The following is a 25,650-nucleotide window of genomic DNA, read 5'->3' as shown; positions in this document are numbered from 1 at the left end:
TCTTCATTGTAAGTTAAATAGGGATAAGTTATGTCAATACAGTTTGAAATGTTAAAAGAACAATCTTCAATAATCAAGGTTATTGGGGTTGGTGGTGGTGGCGGCAATGCCGTAAACCACATGTATAAACAAGGAATTAGTGGGGTAGATTTTATCGTGTGTAATACTGATGCGCAAGCATTGGAATTGAGCCCGATCCCAAATAAAGTTCAATTGGGAATAAGTCTAACCGAAGGTATGGGAGCGGGAGCAGATCCTGATGTAGGTGAAAATTCAGCAATCGAAAGTATTGAAGATATCAAACGTATGTTGGGTACCAATACCAAGATGTTGTTTATTACCGCTGGTATGGGTGGTGGTACCGGTACTGGTGCTAGTCCCGTATTGGCGAAAGCTGCCAAAGAATTGGGTATTTTAACTGTTGCGATTATTACGACACCATTTACATTTGAAGGTAAACGCCGTCGTTCTCAAGCGGAGGAAGGACTTTCGGAATTACGTAAATATGTAGACTCTTATCTTGTTATTTCTAACGATCGTTTGCGTGAAATCTTCGGGAATCTAACGATGACAGCTGCTTTCGCGAAAGCGGATGATATTTTAACTACCGCTGCAAAAGGTATTGCCGAAATTATTACGATCCCTGGTTATGTAAACGTCGATTTTAAAGATGTGCGTACTGTCATGAATGATAGCGGTGTTGCTATTATGGGGAACGCAATAGCTGAAGGTGAAGACCGTGCATTGCGTGCTGTAGAAGGTGCTTTGGCTTCGCCTTTATTGAAAGACAATGAGATCGAAGGCGCTCGTTATATTTTATTGAATATTACTTCTGGAACAAAAGAAGTAACAATGGATGAGGTCGCAATCATTACGGATTACATTCAGGAAAAAGCTGGTTTGTCAGCTGATTTGATCTGGGGTAACTGTATTGACGAGAACTTTGAGGATGAGTTGTCAGTAACAATTATTGCTACTGGTTTTCAAACATCTGAAGAACGCGATAAAGAACGTGAAAATACAAAGGTGTCTATGCCCTTAACTGCTGAACCGGCTAATTCTTTTATCAAACCTGTTTCTCAGGTAGCACCAAGAGAAGTTCCAGCTACGAATAGTTTCGTAACTCCGGTTCAACGTGTGGATACACCAGTCCCTTCTTCAAATACGCCAACTCCAAATAATTTGCAATCTGATTTGTTCACTTCACCAAGAAATGCTGTGCAACAACAGGTGGCTGTTGAGGAACCTCAAGTTATACGTCATGATTTAGGTTTTGATGGTGGTTATGAAGAGGAGACTTCATTTGGAGACAATGATTTTCAATTGAAAACTTCGCCATCTGTGTTTCAATTCCAGATGCCAACAGTCTTCGATTCTTATACAGCACCTTCAGCTTCAGCATATGAGGAGAAACCTACTTTTTCATCAAGTACAACAAATGAGCAAGTAGAAGTCCCTGAGGTAGAAGAAGAACAGGTATCGTTTGAGGATCAGTTGGTTCGTACAAAAGAGCGTATTTTGCGTCTTAAAGAATTGAGCATGAAACTAAAATCTTCAAATGGTTTACATGAGCTTGAGAATGAGCCTGCTTATAAGAGAAAACAAATGTCTTTGGAAGATACACCACATTCTTCTCAATCTCAGGTGTCTCGTTTTACACTTTCTTTTGAAGATGGAAATACTGAAATCAGACCGAACAATTCTTTTCTACATGATAATGTAGACTAGTTGATTCACCATAAAATAACAAAAAGCCATCCAATCGGATGGCTTTTTTAGTATCTTTCCTCTATAAATTAACTATAATACAGTCCCCTTGCGCATTGGGTTTTGCGATTTTCCTCTTCGAGTTTGGTCAGCCGTAAGGCTGGCATTAACTCATGCTTGTGTACTTATAGCCTTTTCAGGCATTTGCATTGGCCAATTTAAAAACGGGGTCTTTTAGCCACCATAAAGATACCCGGCCTTTACGCAAAAAATTGTTATGGTTTAAGTTTCGCTATGCGTTCCATTTCTTTTTGGTGATACCGTATCCTGGCATCTAGTTTGGCTGGTTCGTAGATCACCTGTAGTGCCGGATTATAAGGGGTTAAGTCTTTTAGGATATTCCATACAACAACGGATATTTTTCGCGCGATAGCGATCAGGGCCTTTTTCGAGGATTTTCTTATACTTAGACGGTTGAATTTGTCTTTAAAATAGGAGCCTTTACAGCGGCTTGCCGCCCAGGCAACCTGTACCAGTATTGGCTTGAGATATCTGTTTCCTTTAGTGATCGCTGTACTTTTATATTTCCCTGCGCTTTCATCATTCTTTGGTCGTAATCCGACCCATCCGCTCAGTTTACCGCTGTTTTCAAAAACTTTCATGTCTGCGCCGGTCTCGGCGATGATCACAGCGGAACTGATACGGCTAACGCCGGGAATCGTCTTTAGCAAGGCACTCTGCCGTGGAAAATCACGCAGGCAGATAGCTTCAATCTTTTCTATATACTCAGCAGACTGCTTGATCAACAGGTCGTATTCAGCTTTTGCCATCTGCAGGTTGAAGCGGTGGTGCTCCTTCATGCAGCCGGTTAGTGCTGCTGCCAGCTTTCCGTTTTCTTTGTTCTTCTTACTGGCATAGACCAGTTTGCTTAAACGTACGGCATCACGCTCCCCGGCTATCAGGGCATCAATGACACTCAGCATACTTTTCCCTCCGATATCACTCACAAGACTACCCAAACGGATTCCGGCCTGTACGAGGATATTGTCCATTTTGGTAAGCATACGGACTATCCGCTGCTGCAACTTGCTATAGGAACGGGTGTAGCTCCTGAGTTCCTGTATTCGCTCACCGGGCACAAAACTCCCGCGAAGCATATCTTTGTGAAGTAGCTGGGCAATCCACTGTGCATCCTTTACATCGCTTTTGCGGCCGGGCAGCTGTTTGATTAAAAAGGGATTCACCAGCATCAGATCAAAGCCCATTTCAGAGAGAATATTCCAGACCGGGATCCAGTAAATACTGGTACTCTCCATCGCTACTCGGAGAACACCCGCAGCCTTCAAGTAGGCTCCCAACTGTCGAATGCCCGTACTGAAGGTTTCGAAAACCTCCACATCCGAATAATGCTTCCCATTAAATACCGCACAAAAAATACTATCTTTCCTCTATAAATTAACTATAATACAGTCCCCTTGCGCATTGGGTTTTGCGATTTTCCTCTTCGAGTTTGGTCAGCCGTAAGGCTGGCATTAACTCATGCTTGTGTACTTATAGCCTTTTCAGGCATTTGCATTGGCCAATTTAAAAACGGGGTCTTTTAGCCACCATAAAGATACCCGGCCTTTACGCAAAAAATTGTTATGGTTTAAGTTTCGCTATGCGTTCCATTTCTTTTTGGTGATACCGTATCCTGGCATCTAGTTTGGCTGGTTCGTAGATCACCTGTAGTGCCGGATTATAAGGGGTTAAGTCTTTTAGGATATTCCATACAACAACGGATATTTTTCGTGCGATAGCGATCAGGGCCTTTTTCGAGGATTTTCTTATACTTAGACGGTTGAATTTGTCTTTAAAATAAGAGCCTTTACAGCGGCTTGCCGCCCAGGCAACCTGTACCAGTATTGGCTTGAGATATCTGTTTCCTTTAGTGATCGCTGTACTTTTATATTTCCCTGCGCTTTCATCATTCTTTGGTCGTAATCCGACCCATCCGCTCAGTTTACCGCTGTTTTCAAAAACTTTCATGTCTGCGCCGGTCTCGGCGATGATCACAGCGGAACTGATACGGCTAACGCCGGGAATCGTCTTTAGCAAGGCACTCTGCCGTGGAAAATCACGCAGGCAGATAGCTTCAATCTTTTCTATATACTCAGCAGACTGCTTGATCAACAGGTCGTATTCAGCTTTTGCCATCTGCAGGTTGAAGCGGTGGTGCTCCTTCATGCAGCCGGTTAGTGCTGCTGCCAGCTTTCCGTTTTCTTTGTTCTTCTTACTGGCATAGACCAGTTTGCTTAAACGTACGGCATCACGCTCCCCGGCTATCAGGGCATCAATGACACTCAGCATACTTTTCCCTCCGATATCACTCACAAGACTACCCAAACGGATTCCGGCCTGTACGAGGATATTGTCCATTTTGGTAAGCATACGGACTATCCGCTGCTGCAACTTGCTATAGGAACGGGTGTAGCTCCTGAGTTCCTGTATTCGCTCACCGGGCACAAAACTCCCGCGAAGCATATCTTTGTGAAGTAGCTGGGCAATCCACTGTGCATCCTTTACATCGCTTTTGCGGCCGGGCAGCTGTTTGATTAAAAAGGGATTCACCAGCATCAGATCAAAGCCCATTTCAGAGAGAATATTCCAGACCGGGATCCAGTAAATACTGGTACTCTCCATCGCTACTCGGAGAACACCCGCAGCCTTCAAGTAGGCTCCCAACTGTCGAATGCCCGTACTGAAGGTTTCGAAAACCTCCACATCCGAATAATGCTTCCCATTAAATACCGCACAAAAAATACTATCTTTATGCACGTCAAGTCCTGCTGTTTTCATATAACTTTTTTTTTCAACATAAAGATAAGCAGCGGGACTTGATTTGATTGCGATAGCTCTCGCCAATTTTTATCCGCTTGTGTGTAATCGGAAAATTAAATGTAAATTTAGATACCGAAATAAGACAATTATACAAGCTATGACGACAAAATTAAATAACCCTGTATGGGTAATGAGTTCTGCATTTGATAAATTATCCTTACCGGAGTTGATTCAGACGACCAAAAGAATCGGAGCCGGGGGGATAGATCTTTGTGTGTTTAGAAAAGATGGTACCCGGGAAGATCATACCGCGACACATTTGGACTATGATGATTTTACGCCAGCAAAAGCGAGGGAAATCATCGATTTGTTTAATCAGGCTGACTTAAAGCTTTCACTTGGTGCTTTTGAAAATATGATTGGTGGCGACCCTGAACAACGTGTGAAGAATCAAAATCATTTACTGAAATTGATCCGTATTGCACATTTGCTTGGCGGAGATGCAAATAATGTCAAGGTGGGGACGTTTGTGGGGTACAATCACGAATTAGGAAATCAAATTGATGGATTCCAAAAAAATCTTGACGAGTACAAGCGTGTATTTGCTCCCATTGTCAGCTATGCAGAGAGTTTAGGTGTAACTATCCTTTATGAAAACTGCCCAATGGAGGGCTGGCGTTCATCACGTTATAGTTCTACTTATAACAATCTCCCCGCTGTGCTGGCTGCTCGTAAATTAATGTATGCGATGATTCCGAGTAAAGCGCATGGCGAGATCTATGATCCTTCACATGATGTTTGGCAAAATACAAATCCAATTGAGGTTATTCGTAATACAGACATCAGCCGTCTACAACGTATACATGTGAAGACTACGCGTAATCTACAGACAGCTGCACGTATTGATTGGGGGGGGATGTATCCTATGCAGCATGTTGATGCTGAATTGGCTAAAAAGGCCAACGTAAGTATTCCGGGGCATGACTGGGATAGACATCACTATGAAGCAATGTTACCTGGCTTTGGTGGATCCGACAGTATGGATTGGCGAGGCTTTGTTGACTTATTGCAAGAACGTGGTTTCAGTGGTCCCTTTGAGATCGAAAATGAAGCTAAGAATTCGAAAGATACAGGTGATTTTTCTGCAACGGTTCAAGGCTTTACGACCTGCCTCAACTTTTTAGCACCGATGTTATGGGATTTAGAAGCAGAGGTGGGGTATTCTTATAAGAAATCTCAGCCTTTAAAAGACCTGAACGTAAAAGATGTTCCAGTTGTTACGATGGATGAGTTAATTTAGTAGGATAAAAATGCACTCCAACAAAATGACTAGTTGTTGGAGTGTATTCTGAAAAGTTCAATAAGTTCAGGAATATTAGAAACATTGAGTTTTTCAAAGATTCTGCTTTTATACGTGCTCACTGTTGAAGGGCTTAACTCCAACAAGCTAGATACTTCAATAATCCCCAGTCCCTTTATTAATTGTTTAGCAACGTCCACCTCTCTATTTGACAGACGTGCCAAGGGATTTAGTTTCGTCAGTTCAGACTTGCTCTGTGTCAATTTCTGAATATATAGATCCTGTACATTGCTCGACATATACTTCCCTCTATCCTGAATAGCCAGAATAGCATTGGAAAGTTCAGCCATTGCTGTTGTTTTGTTGAGATAGCCTACCGCTCCTGCTTCGATATAGCGTAGCGCATATAGTGATTCGTCATAAGACGAGAAAATCAAAATTTTGATGCTTGGTCGAATTTGAAGGATCTCCTCAACGACGCGTATATTATTTCCTCCCGGCATATTAATGTCCAACAATAACAGGTCGAAATCCTCTACCTTTATTTTTTCAAGAACCTCGTCAAAGGTTTCGGCTTGGAATATTTCTGCCTTTTGAAGAGTTTCTTTAATAATAACGGAGGCTCCTAACCGTACAATACCGTGGTCGTCTGCTATAAGAATCTTTTTCATAGATATGCTATCTGATGCTGGGCTTTAATTACCGTATGAAATAAAGTACTAACAATATACAATATATCTTGATATTTTACTAGTTAACGCGCAAATATAAGAAATTAAGTTAATAAAAATTGGGGCGGTGCGAGTTGCGTGTCTTTTCATATAAACAGGACATAGGGTAGAAAATATAGCACAATATGAGTTTAACGATAAAAAATTGGCATATTTTAATTAGATTTATGTGACAATTACTAGTTTTGTCATAATTTATGGACTAAAAAATTTAAATATGGGATTTTTAAAAGAGTTTAAAGAGTTTGCAATGCGCGGCAGCGTGGTCGATCTAGCTGTCGGTGTTGTTATCGGTGGAGCCTTTGGTAAAATTGTCACCTCATTGGTTGACGATATTATCATGCCGCCCATTGGTTATTTAACAGGCGGTGTTGATTTTTCATCCAAAAAATTGATTCTGAAGGCCGCTGATGAGGCTACTAAACAAGCTGAAGTATCCATTAATTATGGAAACTTTATTAATGTGGTTATTCAATTTTTAATTGTAGCATTCTGTATTTTTTGTGTTATCAAAGCTTTAAATTCATTGAAACGTAAAGAGGAAGCAGCTCCTGCGGCACCTGCAGCACCGACGAAAGAAGAAACACTTTTGACTGAGATCAGGGATATTCTGAAAAATAAATAGTGTAAGGTATATACTTCATTTATAAAAATCAGCACAGTCAAACTGTGCTGATTTTTATTTTATGGTAGTTGAAAAATTGTTTTTTGAAGCTGTAGCTGAATAAATTAGCTTGTCTGCTTCACATTAACTTTAAATGTTCGTAATATTGTTTGTTTTTGTCTAAAATAAACTTTACTTTTGCATTCCTCTTGGGGAGTTTTGTATTAATTGAAGTAAGAACAAATTAGCATAATAGCGTCATGAAAAGAACATTTCAGCCATCGCAAAGAAAAAGAAGAAACAAACACGGTTTTAGAGAGCGTATGAGCTCTGCAAACGGTAGAAGAGTATTAGCTTCACGTAGAGCTAAAGGTAGAAAACGTCTTACAGTGTCTGACGAATACCGTCACAAAGGTTAATCTTTGACAAGGATCGGTGGCCACTTATAAGAGCTTTTTCTAGTAAGATTAAGTCATCGTATGAAAAATACATTTACAAAAGAAGAACGGTTATGTGCGAAAAGGCGTATTGATGCGCTTTTTAAAAGCGGTTCTTCTTTTGTTTTGTATCCGTTTAGGGTTGTTTTTATCTTCGAGAAAAACAACTTGACTGACCATATTCCCTCCAGTCAGTCTATCATTTCCGTATCCAAACGTAGGTTCAAAAGAGCAGTTGATCGCAATTCGATTAAGCGAATGATGCGTGAGAGTTACCGTTTACAAAAATCGAATGATTTGATTCCGTTTTTGTTGAAACATAATGTAACTTTGTATTTAGCTATTCAATATGTAGGCAAGCAGATCTTAGCGTATGATGTGTTTAGCAACGCAATGAATAAAATGCTGAAAAAATTGCAGGATGAATGTGCTGAAGCTTATTTGGAAAAAGGGGATTAGACCCTTGTTTAGTTTTATTTTCTTGGCTATTATTCGTTTCTACCAAGTTTTTATCTCACCATTTTTAGGCGCCAATTGTAGATATACACCTACCTGTTCTCAGTACGGTAAGGAAGCTATTCTGAAATATGGTCCTTTTAAAGGTGGCTGGATGGCTTTGAAACGAATTGCGCGTTGCAACCCTTGGGGTGGCCACGGGCATGATCCTGTACCTTGATTTCTATAATGACGATGAATAATTTAATTTTACAAATTGATACGTCAACCACTGTATGTTCGGTTGCCTTGAGTGAAAATGGTCAAACGCTACAAGTTATCGATCTCGATGAACCGAATGCGCATGCGGCAAAATTGACTATTTTGATTGAGGAGATTCTCAAACAGACAGACCGAAAGATGCAGGATTTAAATGCTGTCGCGGTGAGTATGGGACCAGGTTCGTATACAGGCTTGCGGATCGGGGTGTCTACGGCCAAAGGTCTCTGTTATGCCTTAGATATACCTTTGATTGCTATTAATACGTTAGAAGCGTTGTTTTTAGGGTATAAGGGGCAATTTGGTTTAAAAAAAGATGAAGCTTATCTTCCTATGCTCGATGCCCGTCGTATGGAAGTCTATTCAGCAGTTTATAGTCATGATGCTACGTTGGTGAGAGCAACATCTGCAGAAATTATCGATGCTGGTTATTTCAATGAATTATTGCTGAACTACCATCGCGTCCATTTATTTGGTTCGGGAGCGGATAAATTCGAAGATTTGTTCAGTGCAACGGATCGCGTGGATGTGCTGAGCGGATTTAAAGTTTCGGCGGCTTTTCTATCGCCATTGGCCTTTGATAAATTTCAGCGGAAAGAGTTTGAGGATGTTGCTTATTTCGAGCCATTCTATCTTAAAGATTTTGTGGTTACCCCTGCAAAGAAAAAGGTTGGCTTATTATAGCCAACCTTTTCTTTTGAACCACAGATAAATCGCAAGGGATATGGCGACCATGATTCCCATGGCCACTGGATATCCATAGTACCATTCTAATTCGGGCATATTTTTGAAATTCATTCCATAAATTCCTGCCACAAAAGTGATTGGCATAAAAAATACGGAAAAAATCGTTAGGATGCGCATAATCTCATTGGTGTGATTAGACGAGATATTGAAATACACATTCAGTAGTTGCGCTACATTTTCCGATAAGTTTTCGTACAAGGTTGATGTCCGGACTTGGAGATCTTTTAAATCGCGGGTGTACACATCTTTTTTGGACGAGGAATGAAAATGCTCAACGACCTCTCTGTAGAGAAAGATGACCTTTCGTGCAACATCAATCTGCCTTTTGATAAAATAGAGGTTTTTCAGTATGGGCTGTTGTTTCATGCGTTTGAGGAATATCAATTCTTCGTATGCATCGATGCGTGTTGAAAGTTGCTCTAAAGTTTGACTAAAGGTGAATACAGCCGCAGTCGTGATAAATACAGCCAGTTTACGGCTATTTTTTGTCTTGATGGACGTAAATTCAATGTTCTTGAGTTTTTCTAAAAATTCGATGCGACGTTTGTGCACAGTAATCACAAAATCGCTTCCGTAGAAGATGGTCAGGCGGTCGGTGACTTCTCCGATACTGTCTGAATTTTCTTTGAAATTGTCCGACATGACACGGAGAATAACAAAGGTATAATTCTCAAATTCTTCAATTTTCGGTAGATGTTCTGGTTCTTTGGAGTCCTTGATCGAGGCTTCATTCAAATTGAAGCGCTCTTTGATGAAGGTGAAGTCTTCTGAGGTTGGCTCAGCTATATCTATCCATTCGTAGTTTGCGATTTCCTTTTCAACAATCGTTCTGACCATAAATCTAATTTTAGTAAGGACAAGATAAGAAAGAAAATAAAAAAAGCCATCAACTCAGTTGATGGCTTTCCTAAATTATTATGATCTTCTATTTGTTTGAAGATTTATATTCTTCATTTAGTTGTTTGATTACCTCGTTGGTAATTTCCAAAGAAGGATCAGCATATAATACGGTAGGGTTGGTTTTCGAATAAGTCAATACCAACTTGTAACCATTTTCTGCAGCATGTTTTTTCAGGAATTCGGTAATTTTATTATAAACATTGTTGAACTCTTCAGACTCGTCTTTCGCAATAGAGGAAGAAGCTGTTTGATCTAGGCGGGCAAGCTCATCTTGTTTACGTGCCAGTTTTTGTTCAGTAGCTTGTCTATCAGGTGCAGACATTGTAGCTGCATTTTTTTGATATTCGGCAACTTCGCGTTGGAATGCAGTGCTTTTAGATTGCAGATCCGTTTGTGCTTTCTTTACCTTGTTTTCAAGCTTTGATTTAATATCCTTAAAATATTGATATTTTTCAGAAAGTGAATCCGAGTTTAAATAGACGATTTTATCTTTGTTACTTCCCTGGCTCTCCTTGCTTACCGTATTGGAATCATTTTTTGCAGGTTCGTTTGCTGTTTTTGCACCTTGGTTACATGATGCAATAGTTCCAACCAATAAAAGGCCAAAGGAAACTTTCGATACAATTGAAAATATAGTGTTCATTTTTTTGTTATTTGCAAATTATTACTGAAAACAAACCTAACATAAAAAAATCGAAATTCTAGTTTTTAGTAATAAAAAAGTAAAATTATCCTGTGTATTATAATTCGGAATATAGGTTCAATACTTGTTCACGGACTTGATAAATCGGCCAAAATTTCGTATTTTTGAATATTACATTTAAGAGGTTTTCAATGAGCGAAGAAAATAAGAATGCATCCACCTATTCGGCCGATAATATTCAGGTATTAGAGGGTTTAGAAGCGGTTCGTAAGCGTCCATCCATGTATATCGGTGACACCGGTGTAAAAGGATTGCACCATTTGGTATACGAGGTTGTTGATAATTCAATCGATGAAGCTGTAGCAGGATATTGTACAGATATCTTTGTTACTATCCATAAAGATAACTCGATTTCTGTCCGGGATAACGGTCGGGGTATTCCTACAGGGATCAACAAAAAAGAGAATAAATCAGCACTAGAGCTTGTAATGACAGTATTGCACGCCGGAGGTAAATTTGATAAAGATACATACAAGGTTTCTGGCGGTCTGCATGGTGTTGGGGTTTCCTGTGTGAATGCCCTGTCTACCCTTTTGAAGGCCGAGGTTCATCGCGATGGAAAGATCTACCAGCAGGAGTACCAAATTGGTAAACCTTTGTATGATGTGAAAGAAGTTGGTGTTTCTGATAAGACGGGTACTATTGTAACGTTCCACCCAGATGCGACAATTTTCACGCAGACTACTGTTTATAATTACGATACATTGGCAAATCGTCTTCGTGAACTTGCATTTTTAAATAAAGGTGTGAGTTTGACGTTGAATGATGAGCGGGAGACTAATGAAGACGGTTCTGAAAAGAAAGAAACATTCTATTCAGAGGGTGGTCTGAAAGAGTTTGTGAAATTTTTAGATGGTAACCGTCAGTCGTTGATTCCTGAACCAATTTATGTTGAAGGCGTGAAACAAGGTATCCCTGTTGAACTGGCTTTACAATATAACGATACGTATTCAGAGAATGTCCATTCTTATGTGAATAACATCAATACGATTGAAGGTGGTTCTCACGTTGCAGGTTTCCGTCGTGGTTTGACACGTACCTTGAAAGCGTATGCGGACAAGTCAGGTTTGCTTAAAAACTTAAAAGTGGAAATTACCGGTGATGACTTCCGCGAGGGATTGACAGCTGTAATTTCGGTGAAGGTTGCAGAACCTCAATTTGAGGGACAAACGAAGACGAAATTAGGTAACTCTGAGGTGATGGGCGCTGTAGATGTTGCTGTTGGTGAGATCTTAGGTGTTTATTTGGAAGAGAATCCACGTGAGGCAAAATCTATTGTTCAAAAGGTTGTCATCGCAGCTCAAGCACGTGCTGCCGCACGTAAAGCCCGTGATTTGGTTCAACGTAAAACCGTTATGGGGGGCTCCGGACTTCCGGGTAAATTGGCCGACTGTCAAGACAACGATCCTACCAAATGTGAGATTTATTTTGTCGAGGGGGATTCTGCGGGTGGTACTGCCAAGTCTGGTCGTGATAGAAAGCATCAGGCGATCATGCCTTTACGTGGTAAGATCCTGAACGTTGAAAAAGCGATGGAACATAAGATCTACGAAAATGAGGAGATCAAAAATATGTTTACAGCTTTGGGCGTGAGTGTAGGTACTGCCGAAGATGCTAAGGCATTGAATATTGAAAAATTACGTTATCACCGCATCATCATCATGACCGATGCCGATGTGGATGGGTCCCACATTACAACATTGATCTTGACGTTCTATTTCAGATACATGAAGGAATTGATCGAAAGAGGATATGTATATATCGCTACACCGCCGCTATACTTGGTGAAAAAAGGGAAAGAGCATGAGTACGCTTGGAATGAAGACCAACGTATCAATGCAATTCAACGTTTGAAAGGAAGTGGTAAAGAGGATAGCGTACACGTACAACGTTATAAAGGTCTTGGAGAGATGAATGCAGAACAGTTATGGGATACAACCATGAATCCTGAGACGCGTACTTTAAGACAAGTAACTATTGAAAACGCGGCAGAATGTGACCGTATCTTCTCGATGTTGATGGGTGATGAAGTTGCTCCGCGTCGTGAATTTATCGAAAAAAATGCACGTTATGCTAAAATTGATATTTAATTGATCTGATCATAAAAGAATAAAAAAAGCCTGATGAAATTTTTCATCAGGCTTTTTTTATTCTTTTATATTTCCTAATTTCATACTAGTGAACCGTTTTTCTGCCGGGATAAAAGGTTCATCGCCTAGCATTTAGCCAATATTAATTAAAACCTATTATGAAATATTGTAGCAAAATTTTGCTCTTTATAGGTTGTTTTATTGGACTAACCTGTACGGCGCAAACAAATGAAAAAATCGATCTCCAAGATTTATTTGAAAGCTTATCGGAAGAGCTTCCTGAGGATGCTGATTTGAGTGAATTCACTGAAAAGTGGTCTCATTATCTCAAACACCCGATCGATCTCAACAAAACTGATGGCAGAGAACTCACTGAATTACAATTTTTGAACCCTTTATTAATCGAGCACCTATTGGCCCATAGGACCATTTCAGGGAATTTTATCAACGTACTCGAACTACAGTCCATTGAAGGATTTAATGAGCGGATAGTCAGTTTGTTGTTACCCTTCGTAAGGGTAGGTCCGGGATCTCCCCTTGAAACCCTGAAATCGAGAAATTTTAAACAGGAATTTATAATACGGTACGCCCGGATACTCGAAAAAGCAAAGGGATACCGTATAGTCGATACGACGAAATCCCATTATCTTGGCGATGCCAATCGCTATGCTGTTAGGTATAGAGCCCAGTTAAACGATGGGTTTCATCTCGCAGTTAATATGGAGAAAGATGCGGGGGAACCATTTTTTAGAGACAGGCAAAAAATGGGATTTGATTTCTATAGCTTAAGTATATCAATAAAGTCTTTAGGCCGTTTCAAAAATATCGTGATCGGCGATTACGCGTTGCAATTTGGCCAGGGACTCAGTATGTGGAATGGTCTGAATTTTGGAAAAGGGGGATTGGTACAGCATACTGCAAGACAAGGGATCGGTGTAAAGTCATATACGTCATTAAATGAGGCTAATTTTATGCGTGGCATTGCAGGAACATTACAGATTAGGCACATTGAAATTACACCTTATTTCTCCTACCAATCCATAGATGGAAAAGTTAACCGTACAACTTCTCCGCCTACGATTTCAACGATCGCAAGCTCAGGCTTGCATCGGACTGCAACCGAACAGCAATATCGTCATGCGGCATCTCAACTGGCCTATGGATTGAATCTGTTGTGGCGCTATAAGCGGTTCAAAATGGGTGTTCATTTCAATCACACACAATTAAATGTCTTTAAAACAAAAGGCAATGGTATACGGCAAAAGGCGGACTTTGAAGGTGATTTTTTGCGAAATATAAGTCTATATGGAAACTATACGATTCGGAATGCTTATTTATTTGGTGAGTATGCAAGCAGCATGGATGGCGGTTCAGCACTGTTAGCAGGATCTATGATAAGTTTGCATCCACGTTTATCATCGGTTGTATTGCTGCGGGACTATAAAAAGAATTTTCATACTTTTTATGGACAGGGATTTGGTGAATCGGATAACAGCTCCAACGAACAGGGAGCTTATTTGGGACTAACGTATCAATTGGGGAGAAAATTGCTCTGGTCCAATTATGCGGATATATTTCGTTTCCCGGGAGCAAAGTATCAGGCTGATACGCTATCTACAGGCGCTGATTTTTTTAGCCAGCTGAGTTACATGTGGTACAAAAAAGGCCAACTTTCATTGCGCTATCGTAACCGATTGAAACAAGTTAATTATCAGGGAGAGGGACAAACCGAGCACGGGCTTGTAAATACCAGCAAACAGCAGTTCAGGGTAGAATTTCATTACCGCCTAAGTTCAATATGGACGATTCGCTCCCGTGTAGAAGCTAATTTATTCCAAAAAGAGTATCAGGAAAATAGTTTCGGTTATATGCTTTATCAAGATGTGTTCTGGAAGTCTAGCGCAGGAAAATTCCAATCGAATATACGGGTTGCGTATTTCGATGCGGCAAGTTATGATAATCGGATCTATGCTTATGAGCAGGATGTATTATATGCATCTGGTTTTGGAATGTACAATACAAGGGGATGGAGAATGTATTTCAATCTGCAGTATCGGTTAAGCCGCCATCTTCAGGTATGGACCAAATATGCGGTCTATTATTATCCGGGGCGAGAGAGTATTGGGACTGGACTGGACCAAATTGAGGGTAATAGAAAGTCAGAGGTTAAGATACAGTTGCGGTGGCAGTTATGAAAGAGCTTAGTTTTATACAAAGATTAGAGCGGCTTCCTATTCTTAAGATAGCGATCCTATATATTGTGACGCTTCTTTTCGCCCCTAAATTACCTATGTCGTTCCACATTTTCCAATGCGTTCAGCAGCTATTGGTTGTGCTGGTTTTGATAACGTTTTGTTGTTATTTATTAAAGGGAAGAATCCGCCAGTATGGCTATAGCTACGGGTATTATGTGTCTGTTGTATTATTTGGGATTTTCCAATTTTGGCGCGAAGCCCCTTTGGTTACAATCAGTCATTTCTCCCATATAGTGACCGATAGTTATGTAGTCAAAATTATTGAAGAGCCCAAGGTGAAGCGGGATATCATTCGTTTTTCGGCGGAAGTAGTAGGGGCTTACCAAAAAGGTGAATTTGTTGAAACTACAGGTCGACTGATGTTATCTTTAAAATCCAGCCAGAAGAACCCACTGCAGTTTGGTGATCTATTGTGGTTAAAAGGTCAAGTAAAGGAAATAGCTCCGCCATTCAATCCAATGGAATTTGACTATAGACAGTATTTGAAAAGACAGCATATCTATCATGAAATTTTCGCAGTCTTTGGTCGGTATAAGCTGATCAGTAGGAAAGAAACAACGGCTTTTTCATTAACTGGGCTCGCTTTACAAACGAGGAGATATTTTTTGGTTAAGCTTCGTCCCCATATCAAAAAGGATGAGCACTTTGCTATTGCTTCAGCTTTATTATATGGTTCCCGGAACGATATCAGTGCCGAAAGCATCCAGGCCTTCACCAATACGGGAACGATACACGTATTAAGTGTTTCGGGAATGCATGTTGCTGTTTTATTCAGTTTTTTATCCCTTATTTTCAAGCGAATTGCCTGGCCTTTCTATCTCAGATGGCTGCCACTAATTTTGTTATGGAGTATGATCTGGATATATGCTTTTATTGCAGGGCTTGATCCGCCGATTACGCGGGCAGCTATTATGATTAGTTTTGTGCTGTGTGCACAGCATTTTAAACGAAGCTTTTCAACACTGAATTCGCTTATTATTGCCGCATTATTGATTTTACTGGCCGTTCCCCGGGCTGTTGTTGATGTGGGTTTTCAGCTGTCTTTTTTAGCCGTTTTGGGTATGACGATATGTTCGCCGCTTGTCGAAGGATTCCTTCCGGTTAAAAGACCGATATTACGGCTTTTGAGAGATGCATTGGCTGTTTCTATTGCTGCGCAGCTATTGACAACGCCACTGAGCCTTTATTATTTTGGACAATTTCCAACTTATTTTCTGGTAGCCAATGTATTAGTCGATTTCCCTTCAACATTAGCGATGTATCTCGGTTTTATTATGACAATCAATCCAATGCAGGGGCTCAACGATTTATTGGGCTTTCTTTTGGAGCATCTCATCGCTTTCATCTTATACTGCTTGAAATTTATTGACCATTTGGCTTTTTCAACAATAAAAGTTGAACCTATGGGGCTGGAGCTTCTATTTTTGACCTATTTTGCACTATTTTCTTTTTTATATGCTTTTCAATGGAAAGATAAAAAATACGTTTGGCTAGGGGGATGCTGTGTAATTGGAATACTATTGATCACTGCGCAAAAATACCTGGAAAATAAAGATGTAGAACGGTTTCGGGTCTATAATACGAAATATGAGCTGACGATCGGGTATTTCAACGATGGGCGCGGCATCGTTTACAGCACATTTGATTCTTTGCAATCCCCAGGCTTGCAATATGCATGTGGAAGAGAAATCCAATTACTGACGAGGGAAAAAGTTCAGTTTGTAGCTTTGAATGGTCGGGAGCGGAAAAACTATCTTGTTACGCTCCCTTTAGGTAGAATTGCTATTTTATCGCATGCAGGGGGAACAATGACACCTGCCGACCTTGTCATTGTCAGAAAAAATTTACTAAATGGTTTACCTCGTTTATTGAAGCAAATTAGACCAAAACTTGTTATAGTGGATGGATCCAATTCAATGGAGAAATCCAAGCATACAAAACGTATGTTGGATAGTTTGGGAATACAGAATTATCTCATGAAAGATAATTTTGCGTATGTTTGGGATAAGGAGAACTTATGACGCAAGATAGTATATCAATCTTAAGGCAATATTGGGGATTCGATTCATTTAGACCCCTGCAGGAGGAAATTATTCAATCGGTCATTTCAGGTAAAGATACGTTAGCTTTATTGCCGACAGGCGGAGGGAAATCGATTTGTTTTCAAGTACCAGCGTTGATGCAAGAAGGGATTTGTATTGTCGTAACACCACTTATTGCATTGATGAAAGATCAGGTTGAACATTTGAGAAAAAATGGAATTCAGGCGGTCGCAATTTATTCAGGAATGAAGAAGAGAGAGGTGGATATTACATTGGATAACTGCGTCTATGGGCAAATTAAATTTCTCTACCTTTCTCCTGAACGTTTGTACAATGATATGGTGAAAGAGCGCATTCGATTTATGAATGTCAATTTGTTCGCCATAGATGAAGCACACTGTATTTCGCAGTGGGGATACGATTTTAGACCGCCCTATTTGGAGCTTGCGAAGCTACGGGAACTACATCCTAAGGTGCCTTTTTTGGCACTTACAGCAACTGCTACCGAACGTGTCATTACAGATATACAACAAAAACTGAACTTTCCGGAGGAAAATGTATTTGTAAAAAGTTTTCTTCGGGATAATTTAGCCTATATGGCCATTGAGGAAGAGGATAAGATGGGGCGTATGGTGCGCATTATACATAAGTTGGGTGGATCTGGTATTGTCTACGTCAGAAACCGTCGGGAGACGCAGGAAATAGCTCGTATTTTGGTTAATAATGGTATATCGGCAGATTATTATCATGCTGGGCTTTCGGGGCACGAACGGGATCAGAAACAAAAAGGATGGATGGCGAACACTGTTCGCGTCATTGTCGCTACCAATGCGTTTGGGATGGGGATTGACAAGCCGGATGTGCGATTTGTGATCCATCTCGATTTACCAGATTCCCTGGAGGCTTACTATCAGGAAGCAGGTAGAGCTGGAAGAGATGGAAAAAAAGCCTATCCTGTTATTCTTTATCAGAAGACCGATGAGCGGAAACTTATGGATAATCTGGAAGCAAGTTTTCCTGATATTCCGTTTATCCAGCAGACTTATCATTACCTGTGTAATCATTTTCAAATACCCTACGGTTCTGGAGAAGGAGTGACGGTGGATTTTGATGTTGTTACCTTTGCCAAAAAATATCAGCTGCCCTTGGTCCCGGTTATGAATGCACTGAAGTTTCTGGAGCGGGACACTTGGTTGGTTTTGTCCGAAGCTGTCACAATCCCCTCACGGTTTAAATTTGAAATTGATAGCGCCGAATTGTATAAAGTTCAGGTGCAGTATGTAAAATATGATAAGCTCATTAAGGCTATTTTACGCAGCTATGGTGGTGTATTTGAAAACTATATCCTCATTAATGAATACGAATTTGCACGTAAGTTGGGTCTGCCTTATGATCGTGTTGTCGAGCTATTGAAGTCGTTAGAGTCATTGGAAATAGCGAGTTATCTGCCTTCTACAGATGCGCCACAATTGACCTTTTTGCAGAACCGCGTCGATTACAAACACCTGCATATCGATCATATTTTTATTCGCGATCGCCATCAGGTGAAAGAAGAAGAAGTCAATGGCATGATCGGTTATATTGAACGTAGCAATTGCCGCAGTCAGTCGCTGTTGTTATATTTTGGAGAAAAAAATGCGGGGTTCTGTGAAGTATGCGATTTGTGTCTGATCCGTAATCATCAGAAAAAGCAGCGCGCAGATATAAAAGCAGAAATCAAAAGTAGTTTGCTCGCTGGCGCTAAAAACATTCACGATTTGGTGGCTAGTTTGACGATAGGTACAGAAAAGAAAAGAATAGAGATTATCCGCGATCTCCTGGATGCGGAAAAAATCCGCTTGGAGGATAATCTCTACTCTTGGAATACCTTGTTTTAAACTATTTTTCGATGGGTAGATTGAGCTCTTCGCGACCCCATTCTGACCAAGAGCCATCGTATACGCGGATTTGCTCGTGACCAACAAGATGAGAAGCAAATGCTAAGATTGAGGCCGTGATACCCGATCCACAGGAGAATACATATTCATTTCCGGTAGCATTATGATGATCAAATTGCTGTTTCAGTTCACCAAGGGGTTTATAAACGATTCCATCAAGTAATTCTTCGAAAGGGAGGTTTTTGGAATGAGGGATATGCCCACCATGAAGGCCTTTTCGAGGTTCAGCGACTAAACCACTAAATCGACCTTTACTTCTGGCGTCAAAAATATTCACTTGAGGATCCCGATAATGTGTTAAGATATATTCTTTGTCAGCATAATGGTTGGCTTGAAATTGGGCTTTAAAGTTACCGGGTTTTACAGCAGCTGCATACTGGTCTACGAGGGGTAATTTACTTTTTTTCCAAGCGGGAACGCCACCATTTAAAATAAATACCTGTTCAAAACCCATGACCTTAAACATCCACCATGCCCTTGGGCTTGAATAAACACCCCATCTGTCATATAACACGACGGTACTATCCTGATTGATTCCTAGGCGTTGCATTTCCCGTTCGAATACTTCTGCCGATACAAGGGTATGCGGTAATTTGGAAGTAGCATCCGAAAGTTTCCCTTCGATGTCAAAAAATTGAGAATGGGGAAGTACTTCGAACTTGGTATCCTTGATGGATTGACCAACTTTGTCGATGGTGCAATCGAGGAGGACAATGTCTGTATGCTGTCCCAGTGATTCCTGAAGTTCTGTAGGGTTAATTAAGGCTGATTTGAATGACATAACAATAACGTTTATTGATACAAAATTACAAAAGCATCCCTATAAAAACAAAGCGGCTGTCCTTTTGGAACAGCCGCTTTTTATGGATTGAAATTGCTAATTACTTAGCGTTTTTATCATTTTCCATTTGCTCTTTCAATTGAGCTAACACATCTAAGTCGCCTAAAGTAGATTTTTCAACAGAATCTTTTACTTTTTTCACAGCTGAAGACTCAGCTTTAGCGTCTTTTTTACGGTTGCTAGACTCTTCTTTGCGAGCTTCTTCTTTCTCTTCTTCCCAGATACGAGAGTGAGAAATTACCAAACGTTTGTTCTCTTTGTTGAACTCGATGATTTTGAATGAAGTAACTTCATCAACTTTCAATGAAGAACCGTCTTCTTTAACAGAGTGTTTAGAAGGACAGAAACCTTCAACACCGTATTGTAAAGCTACGATATCACCTTTGTCACCAACTTTGATCACAGTACCTTCGTGGATAGAACCTTCAGTAAAGATCGTTTCGAAAGTATCCCAAGGGTTTTCTTCCAATTGTTTGTGACCTAAAGATAATTTACGGTTTTCTTCATCTAATTCTAAAACAACTACGTCTAATGTTTCACCAACTTTAGTGAATTCGTTAGGGTGGTTGATTTTTTTAGACCAAGATAAATCAGAGATGTGGATCAAACCGTCGATACCTTCTTCTAACTCAACAAATACACCGAAGTTAGTCATGTTTTTAACAACAGCTGTTTGTTTAGAACCTACAGGGTAACGCTCAGTGATGTTTTTCCAAGGATCTGGAGTCAATTGTTTGATGCCTAAGCTCATTTTACGCTCATCGCGATCTAACGTTAAGATTTGCGCTTCGATCTCATCACCAACTTTCAAGAACTCTTGTGGAGAACGTAAGTTTTGTGACCAAGACATTTCAGAAACGTGGATCAAACCTTCAACACCAGGGATGATTTCTAAGAAAGCACCGTAATCAGCAACTGTTACGATTTTACCTTTAACTTTAGAACCAACTTCTAATGCAGTATCTAAAGATTCCCAAGGATGCTCAGATAATTGTTTCAAGCCTAAAGCGATACGTTTTTTCTCATCATCAAAGTCTAATACAACAACGTTGATTGTTTGATCTAGCGCTAAAACTTCTTTTGGATGCTCGATACGACCCCAAGAGATATCTGTGATATGCAATAAACCGTCAACACCACCTAAGTCGATGAACACACCGAAGTCAGTGATATTTTTAACTGTTCCTTCTAATACTTGACCTTTTTCTAATTTAGCAACGATTTCAGATTTTTGGTTTTCTAAGTCGTTTTCAATTAATACTTTGTGTGATACGACAACGTTTTTGAATTCGTGGTTGATTTTCACAACTTTGAATTCCATTGTTTTACCTACGTATACATCGTAGTCACGGATAGGTTTGATATCGATTTGAGATCCAGGTAAGAATGCTTCAACACCTTTGATATCAACGATAAGACCACCTTTAGTACGGCTCTTAACGAAACCAGTAATGATTGCATCATTTTCCAATGCCTCATTGATAGCTTCCCAAGATTTTTGAGTTTTAGCACGTTTGCGAGAAAGTACTAATTGACCGTTAGCATCTTCTTGAGATTCAACGAATACGTCAACTTTGTCACCAACTTTTAATTCTGGTAAGTCACGGAATTCTGATAAAGAAACTAAACCGTCAGATTTGAAACCAACATTCAAGACTACGTCTTTGTTGTTGATAGAAACTACAGTACCTTCAATAATTTCACCTTGGTTAACTTGGTTGAAAGTATCTGCGTATTGTGCTTCAAGTTTAGCGCGTTCAGCATCGCTATAATTTCCGAAACCTTTATCATTTGCATCCCAGTCAAATTCACCTTCTGGTGTGATCCAAGTGTTTGATTTGATTTCGTCGATTAAGTTTGAATCAGCTTCTGATTCAATTTTTTCAGTGTCTTTCACTACTTTAGTGTCAGCACCTTGTAGCTCTGCGTTTTTCGCTGCTAATTCTTTTTCTGCTTCTTGTTTTTTTGCCATTAATTAATTTTCTCCTTTTTCCTACTTTGTAGGAGTTGCAAAGGTACAAAAAAACTTTAAATGCAAAATTTTATTTTTCTTATTTTATTGAAAGACTTTCAGTTATACAGGCCTTTTGCTTTAGACATGTAAAGCTGCCTGTTCGAACGCTCGTTTAGCGTCTTCTACCGTTCATTTGTTGCCAACCTGGCGGGGTAAATGAAGCTTTAAATAATTTTATACACCTATTCGTCTCTCTTAAAAGAGTTGAAAATGCGTGGTTTGGCAATAACAATGGTTTGTTTAGACAGCGCTATTGCTGCATTAAGCTCATAGCCCAATAATAAAATAAGCGTATTCAGGTAAATCCAGAGCATAATGACGATCAGTGTCCCGATGGATCCATAGAGTTTGTTATATGCACCAAAATGATTGATATAAAAGGTAAATATGGAAAACGTCAATATTGCTAAAATGGTAGCCATAGAAGCTCCGGGACTGAAGAGTTTCCATTTATTGGAGTTGGAAGGACCAAATTTGTAAATACAGCTTACCGTGAAAAAGTAAATAGCAAATATTATCAACCATCGGGCTACTTTAAGTAGAATGGCCCAGAAGCTCGACTTTATACCTGTTGTTTCCTTGAGGTAGTCTATGGTAATGCCAGCTAGGGTAAATATTGTCATCCCAACTGTTAACGCAAAAATAATTAGGAAAGCCAAGGCTAAGGCAAGCAAACGTTTTCTGACCCATGGCCTTCTTTCCGTCATGAGGGAAGCCTTATTGAAGGCATTCATCAGAGAGGCCATACCATTGGTTGCAAAATAGGCCGCAAATAAAAAACCGAAAGAAAGTAATCCACCATTTTGGTTTTTAATAATATCCTCCAAAGTCGTTTCAACAACCAGAAAAGCATTTTTGGGAATAACCACGGCCAGAAAGTCCAGCAACTGTTCCTGAAAATTATTGATCGGAATATAAGGGATCAATGTAAATAAAAAAATGATACCCGGAAAAATGGCCAATAAAAAGCTATAGGAAAGGGAAGAAGCCTTGCTGACAATGGAGTCTCTCGATAGCTCCTGAAAGAAAAATACAGCCACAGTATAGAGTGGTAGCGAGCCAAAGCCAGGTAGTACGACACGTTTACTCCATTCGATTAATCTAAAATAAGGTTCAATATTTAATAGCCATTGGTGGATTTTCCCCATATCAATTAAAATAGTTACTCATCTTATCCAAGAAAACCTGTGGCGGCATACAAGGCCTATTTTTTTCCATGTTGACAAAGACCAAAGTTGTCTCGCCCTGGTTGAGTAGTTCTCCGCTTTCATTGAACAGTTCATATTCAAAAATAATACGGACGGCAGGTTTCTGGCGGATTGTTACCCGTATCGTGATCAAATCATCGTATTTGCCCGGTTTTAGGTATTTTGTTTTCATCTCCGTAACGGGGAGCATGACCCCCATTTCTTCCAGCTCCTTATACGATATCCCCGTGCTCCGCAGCATTTCAGTCCGCGCTATTTCGTAAAATGCAGCATAATTTCCATAATAAACATAACCCATTTGGTCTGTTTCTGCATAGCGGACACGAATCTGATGGTCAAATACAAACATTATTTTTTAATATTTCTGGCGTCCAATGCCTGTTGAAATTTACGTGCATTGATCAAATGCTCAGCCTCTGTTTTTGCAAAATTATGATAGCCCGAAAAATCATCTTTAGCACACATGTAAATATAATCATGTTGCTTAAAGTTTAAGACCGCATCAATTGCAGCAATACTTGGAATTGAAATAGGACCTGGAGGCAAGCCCCTATAGATGTAAGTATTGTAAGGATTGTCTGTTCTAAGGTGCTTATTCAATACCCTTCTAATGGTAAAGTCGTTGTTGGCAAAGATCACGGTAGGATCAGCTTGCAATAACATGCCTTTTTTGAGGCGGTTTAAATATAATCCGGCGATCATGGGCATTTCATCCTGGTGTAAGGCTTCACCTTTGACAATAGAAGCCAATGTACTGACTTGTTGCGGTGTCAGGTTAAGCGCTTTTGCTTTTGCCGTGCGATCTGCATTCCAAAACTTTTTCCATTCATCATCAAAACGAGCAATTACTTTTTCGGGATTGGTGTTCCAATAAATTTCGTAGGTATTGGGGATAAATATAGCAATCAGATTTTCTTTTGTAAATCCATATTTCTGTGCTGTAGCCTCATCATTTAGTACCGCGATAAATTCTGCAGAATCTGCCTCAAAACTTTTACCAAGGAGTGCGGCCATATTCTCTTTCAGTCGCACATTGGAAAATCTGAATTTTACAGGTTCTTGGTAGCCACCAATCAAATTGCCAACTAAGCGTCTATTGTTCATACCAGGGTTTAACAGATAACGTCCGGGTTTTACACTTTGCTCATATTTTTTATATTGTGCGGCACGCTCAAAGGAAGCGATGTCATCCACAAGATTTGAATCCTTGATTGATTTCAATACATCTTCATATTTTTCGCCCTCGTGTATGTACAGGTATTTTTTCTCTCCCGATACATTAGAAGCATAAAATGCTTTATAAAATGTCCAAGCAAAATAACCTCCGACAACGATAACGATCAGGGCAATGATTTTTAACCAACTTGGTATTCCTTTTTTATTTTCCATGCTAAAATTTTTTATTCATTTGTTGTTCGCTATTAAGGGCATTCATACAGCCTTTAGCGGTCAATGGTTGATGAAATCGCCCAGATATGGATCGGTTTCATCTTTATATTTTATACAATTCCTGAATCTGCAACAAACGCTAATCCATCATAATGGAGATTATGCCATGCAGCTTCATTTTTAAGTCAATACACTTAAAAGCCAAGACTATTCCCTTTACTTTCTTTTTCTTTTTTCTGCCCTGCAGTTGGATTTGTTGTTGTCGATTTAGCTGCTGGCGTATTTGTTGTGGTACTTTTCGCTGGAGCAACGGGCTTAGACTGAACCGGAGCTTTTGCTGCTGGCGGAGTAACCTGTGTTTGGTTTGCCTGTGGTTTAGGAGTTGGCGTACCTCCAGCTGGAGCACCTGTAGTTGTTGTTGGTGCCGTCAATGAGAGCGTTATGTCTATTTTAGCCCCTAAGCTGGTTAAGCCTTTTTCTATTCCTGGTGATTGTACACTGATTACTGCGGTGGCTGTATCCGTTACATTGGGATCATAAGTCACTGTGCCTAGGCCTAGACCAGCTCCAGATAGGGCAAACTTCGCTTCGTTTAATGGAAGACCAATTAAGTTGGGTATTTCCACTTCATTAGCACCGAGTCCATTTCCCAAAACTAGATCTATACGTGAACCCTTAGGAATCATGCGCCCGTTACGGATTGATTGTCCTGCAAATTGAGCATCCAATACGATGTCCCTAGCGATATCGGCGACATAAGAAGTGTCTCCGATTCTAAGGTTATGGTTTTTCAAAATAGCCGTTGCTTCGATCAATGTTTTATCCTTTATATTCGGAAAGGCAACTTCAGGTGCAACTTGTGTGATAATGGTCAAATAAATAGTCCGCCCCGATTTTACATGAAATCCTTGTTCGGGATCCTGCTCGATGACCATTCCTGGTTTGGCGTCCATCTGGTAGACGGAGTCAATTTGATATTCCAGCCCCGCGTCTTCCAGCGCCTGGATGGCAGCACTGATATGAAGGCCTTTCACTTTAGGAACGGCTATAGATTCATCATGTTTGGTATATATTTTCAGTCCAACATAAACGAAAAGGAATAGACATACTATCGCGACAAGAGCGGCAATAAGATTTTTCCTAAAAGTGGGGGTCTGAAGATATTGTACGACTTTGGACATTTCTCTGTTTTGATAAAAATTAATTCTGCA

At 40.0% G+C, this 25,650-nt stretch carries 22 protein-coding genes; 11 read left to right on the top strand and 11 right to left on the bottom strand.

Annotated features, from left to right (window positions below):
- Positions 1–30 precede the first annotated feature (30 nt).
- Complete coding sequence (gene ftsZ, locus AACH28_RS10665) at positions 31–1,728, top strand: cell division protein FtsZ (protein WP_312482154.1); 1,698 nt, start codon at positions 31–33, stop codon at positions 1,726–1,728.
- A 254-nt stretch (positions 1,729–1,982) separates the two neighbouring features.
- Here ftsZ and AACH28_RS10660 read toward each other — a convergent pair whose 3' ends face one another.
- A complete protein-coding gene (locus AACH28_RS10660; protein WP_341833112.1) occupies positions 1,983–3,143 on the bottom strand; it encodes an IS110 family transposase in 1,161 nt (386 codons plus the stop codon).
- A gap of 205 nt (positions 3,144–3,348) precedes the next feature.
- Positions 3,349–4,545: an IS110 family transposase gene (locus AACH28_RS10655; protein WP_341832231.1), complete on the bottom strand. Its 1,197-nt coding sequence runs from the start codon at positions 4,543–4,545 to the stop codon at positions 3,349–3,351.
- A 139-nt stretch (positions 4,546–4,684) separates the two neighbouring features.
- Between AACH28_RS10655 and AACH28_RS10650 the strand changes: the two genes are divergently transcribed.
- On the top strand, positions 4,685–5,827 hold the full coding sequence (locus AACH28_RS10650) for a sugar phosphate isomerase/epimerase (RefSeq protein WP_312482153.1): 1,143 nt from the start codon (positions 4,685–4,687) through the stop codon (positions 5,825–5,827).
- Positions 5,828–5,856: 29 nt separating this feature from the next.
- On the opposite strand, the gene AACH28_RS10645 is transcribed toward AACH28_RS10650, so the two are convergent.
- Positions 5,857–6,498: a response regulator transcription factor gene (locus AACH28_RS10645; protein WP_120335355.1), complete on the bottom strand. Its 642-nt coding sequence runs from the start codon at positions 6,496–6,498 to the stop codon at positions 5,857–5,859.
- A 277-nt stretch (positions 6,499–6,775) separates the two neighbouring features.
- Between AACH28_RS10645 and mscL the strand changes: the two genes are divergently transcribed.
- The 5 genes from mscL to tsaB all read left to right on the top strand — a co-directional run bounded on the left by mscL (position 6,776) and on the right by tsaB (position 8,997).
- On the top strand, positions 6,776–7,183 hold the full coding sequence (gene mscL / locus AACH28_RS10640; RefSeq protein ID WP_046673978.1) for a large-conductance mechanosensitive channel protein MscL: 408 nt from the start codon (positions 6,776–6,778) through the stop codon (positions 7,181–7,183).
- Positions 7,184–7,422: 239 nt separating this feature from the next.
- Positions 7,423–7,581 carry a 50S ribosomal protein L34 gene (gene rpmH, locus AACH28_RS10635; protein ID WP_075991291.1) on the top strand — a complete coding sequence of 53 codons (159 nt, stop codon included), beginning with the start codon at positions 7,423–7,425 and terminating at the stop codon, positions 7,579–7,581.
- A gap of 60 nt (positions 7,582–7,641) precedes the next feature.
- On the top strand, positions 7,642–8,058 hold the full coding sequence (locus AACH28_RS10630) for a ribonuclease P protein component (protein ID WP_312482152.1): 417 nt from the start codon (positions 7,642–7,644) through the stop codon (positions 8,056–8,058).
- Entirely contained in the window at positions 8,021–8,275 is a 255-nt protein-coding gene (yidD, locus tag AACH28_RS10625) for a membrane protein insertion efficiency factor YidD (protein ID WP_075991293.1), read from the top strand. Before AACH28_RS10630 ends, yidD begins: the two co-directional genes overlap by 38 nt.
- A 14-nt stretch (positions 8,276–8,289) precedes the next feature.
- The gene (gene tsaB / locus AACH28_RS10620) at positions 8,290–8,997 is read left to right on the top strand and encodes a tRNA (adenosine(37)-N6)-threonylcarbamoyltransferase complex dimerization subunit type 1 TsaB (protein WP_312482151.1); all 708 of its coding nucleotides are present in this window, start codon (positions 8,290–8,292) and stop codon (positions 8,995–8,997) included.
- Here the strand turns inward: tsaB and AACH28_RS10615 are convergent.
- Together AACH28_RS10615 and AACH28_RS10610 are read right to left on the bottom strand one after the other, a co-directional pair.
- Positions 8,992–9,897 carry a CorA family divalent cation transporter gene (locus AACH28_RS10615; protein WP_312482150.1) on the bottom strand — a complete coding sequence of 302 codons (906 nt, stop codon included), beginning with the start codon at positions 9,895–9,897 and terminating at the stop codon, positions 8,992–8,994. The two genes, tsaB and AACH28_RS10615, sit on opposite strands and share 6 nt — an antisense overlap.
- Positions 9,898–9,985: 88 nt before the next feature.
- Entirely contained in the window at positions 9,986–10,603 is a 618-nt protein-coding gene (locus AACH28_RS10610; protein WP_046673981.1) for an OmpH family outer membrane protein, read from the bottom strand.
- A 191-nt stretch (positions 10,604–10,794) separates the two neighbouring features.
- Between AACH28_RS10610 and gyrB the strand changes: the two genes are divergently transcribed.
- From gyrB to AACH28_RS10590, 4 genes are all read left to right on the top strand, one after another.
- Complete coding sequence (gene gyrB, locus AACH28_RS10605) at positions 10,795–12,753, top strand: DNA topoisomerase (ATP-hydrolyzing) subunit B (protein ID WP_312482149.1); 1,959 nt, start codon at positions 10,795–10,797, stop codon at positions 12,751–12,753.
- A 158-nt stretch (positions 12,754–12,911) separates the two neighbouring features.
- Positions 12,912–14,948 (top strand): helix-hairpin-helix domain-containing protein, encoded by a 2,037-nt coding sequence (locus AACH28_RS10600; protein WP_341832926.1) that lies wholly within the window; start codon positions 12,912–12,914, stop codon positions 14,946–14,948.
- A 95-nt stretch (positions 14,949–15,043) separates the two neighbouring features.
- Positions 15,044–17,029 (top strand): ComEC/Rec2 family competence protein, encoded by a 1,986-nt coding sequence (locus AACH28_RS10595; protein WP_312482146.1) that lies wholly within the window; start codon positions 15,044–15,046, stop codon positions 17,027–17,029.
- On the top strand, positions 17,026–18,927 hold the full coding sequence (locus tag AACH28_RS10590) for an ATP-dependent DNA helicase RecQ (RefSeq protein ID WP_312482145.1): 1,902 nt from the start codon (positions 17,026–17,028) through the stop codon (positions 18,925–18,927). Before AACH28_RS10595 ends, AACH28_RS10590 begins: the two co-directional genes overlap by 4 nt.
- Before the next feature lies 1 nt (position 18,928).
- Here the strand turns inward: AACH28_RS10590 and AACH28_RS10585 are convergent, their stop codons facing one another.
- From AACH28_RS10585 to AACH28_RS10560, 6 genes are all read right to left on the bottom strand, one after another.
- A complete protein-coding gene (locus AACH28_RS10585) occupies positions 18,929–19,768 on the bottom strand; it encodes a sulfurtransferase (protein ID WP_312482144.1) in 840 nt (279 codons plus the stop codon).
- 100 nt (positions 19,769–19,868) lie between these two features.
- A complete protein-coding gene (gene rpsA, locus AACH28_RS10580) occupies positions 19,869–21,800 on the bottom strand; it encodes a 30S ribosomal protein S1 (RefSeq protein WP_312482143.1) in 1,932 nt (643 codons plus the stop codon).
- Between the two features lie 224 nt (positions 21,801–22,024).
- Positions 22,025–22,990 (bottom strand): YihY/virulence factor BrkB family protein, encoded by a 966-nt coding sequence (locus AACH28_RS10575; RefSeq protein WP_070564997.1) that lies wholly within the window; start codon positions 22,988–22,990, stop codon positions 22,025–22,027.
- A 1-nt stretch (position 22,991) separates the two neighbouring features.
- Positions 22,992–23,399, bottom strand: coding sequence for a thioesterase family protein (locus AACH28_RS10570; protein ID WP_070564999.1), 408 nt, complete (start codon positions 23,397–23,399; stop codon positions 22,992–22,994).
- The gene (mltG, locus tag AACH28_RS10565) at positions 23,399–24,439 is read right to left on the bottom strand and encodes an endolytic transglycosylase MltG (protein ID WP_112373644.1); all 1,041 of its coding nucleotides are present in this window, start codon (positions 24,437–24,439) and stop codon (positions 23,399–23,401) included. Before mltG ends, AACH28_RS10570 begins: the two co-directional genes overlap by 1 nt.
- Positions 24,440–24,633: 194 nt before the next feature.
- Complete coding sequence (locus AACH28_RS10560) at positions 24,634–25,620, bottom strand: PASTA domain-containing protein (RefSeq protein ID WP_286803125.1); 987 nt, start codon at positions 25,618–25,620, stop codon at positions 24,634–24,636.
- Between the last annotated feature and the right edge of the window lie 30 nt (positions 25,621–25,650).

The sequence above is a fragment of the Sphingobacterium thalpophilum genome (assembly GCF_038396785.1).
In the GTDB taxonomy this organism is placed as follows: domain Bacteria; phylum Bacteroidota; class Bacteroidia; order Sphingobacteriales; family Sphingobacteriaceae; genus Sphingobacterium; species Sphingobacterium thalpophilum_A.
The sequence above is the reverse complement of the archived record's forward strand: the minus strand, read 5'-3'. Positions and strand labels throughout refer to the sequence as shown.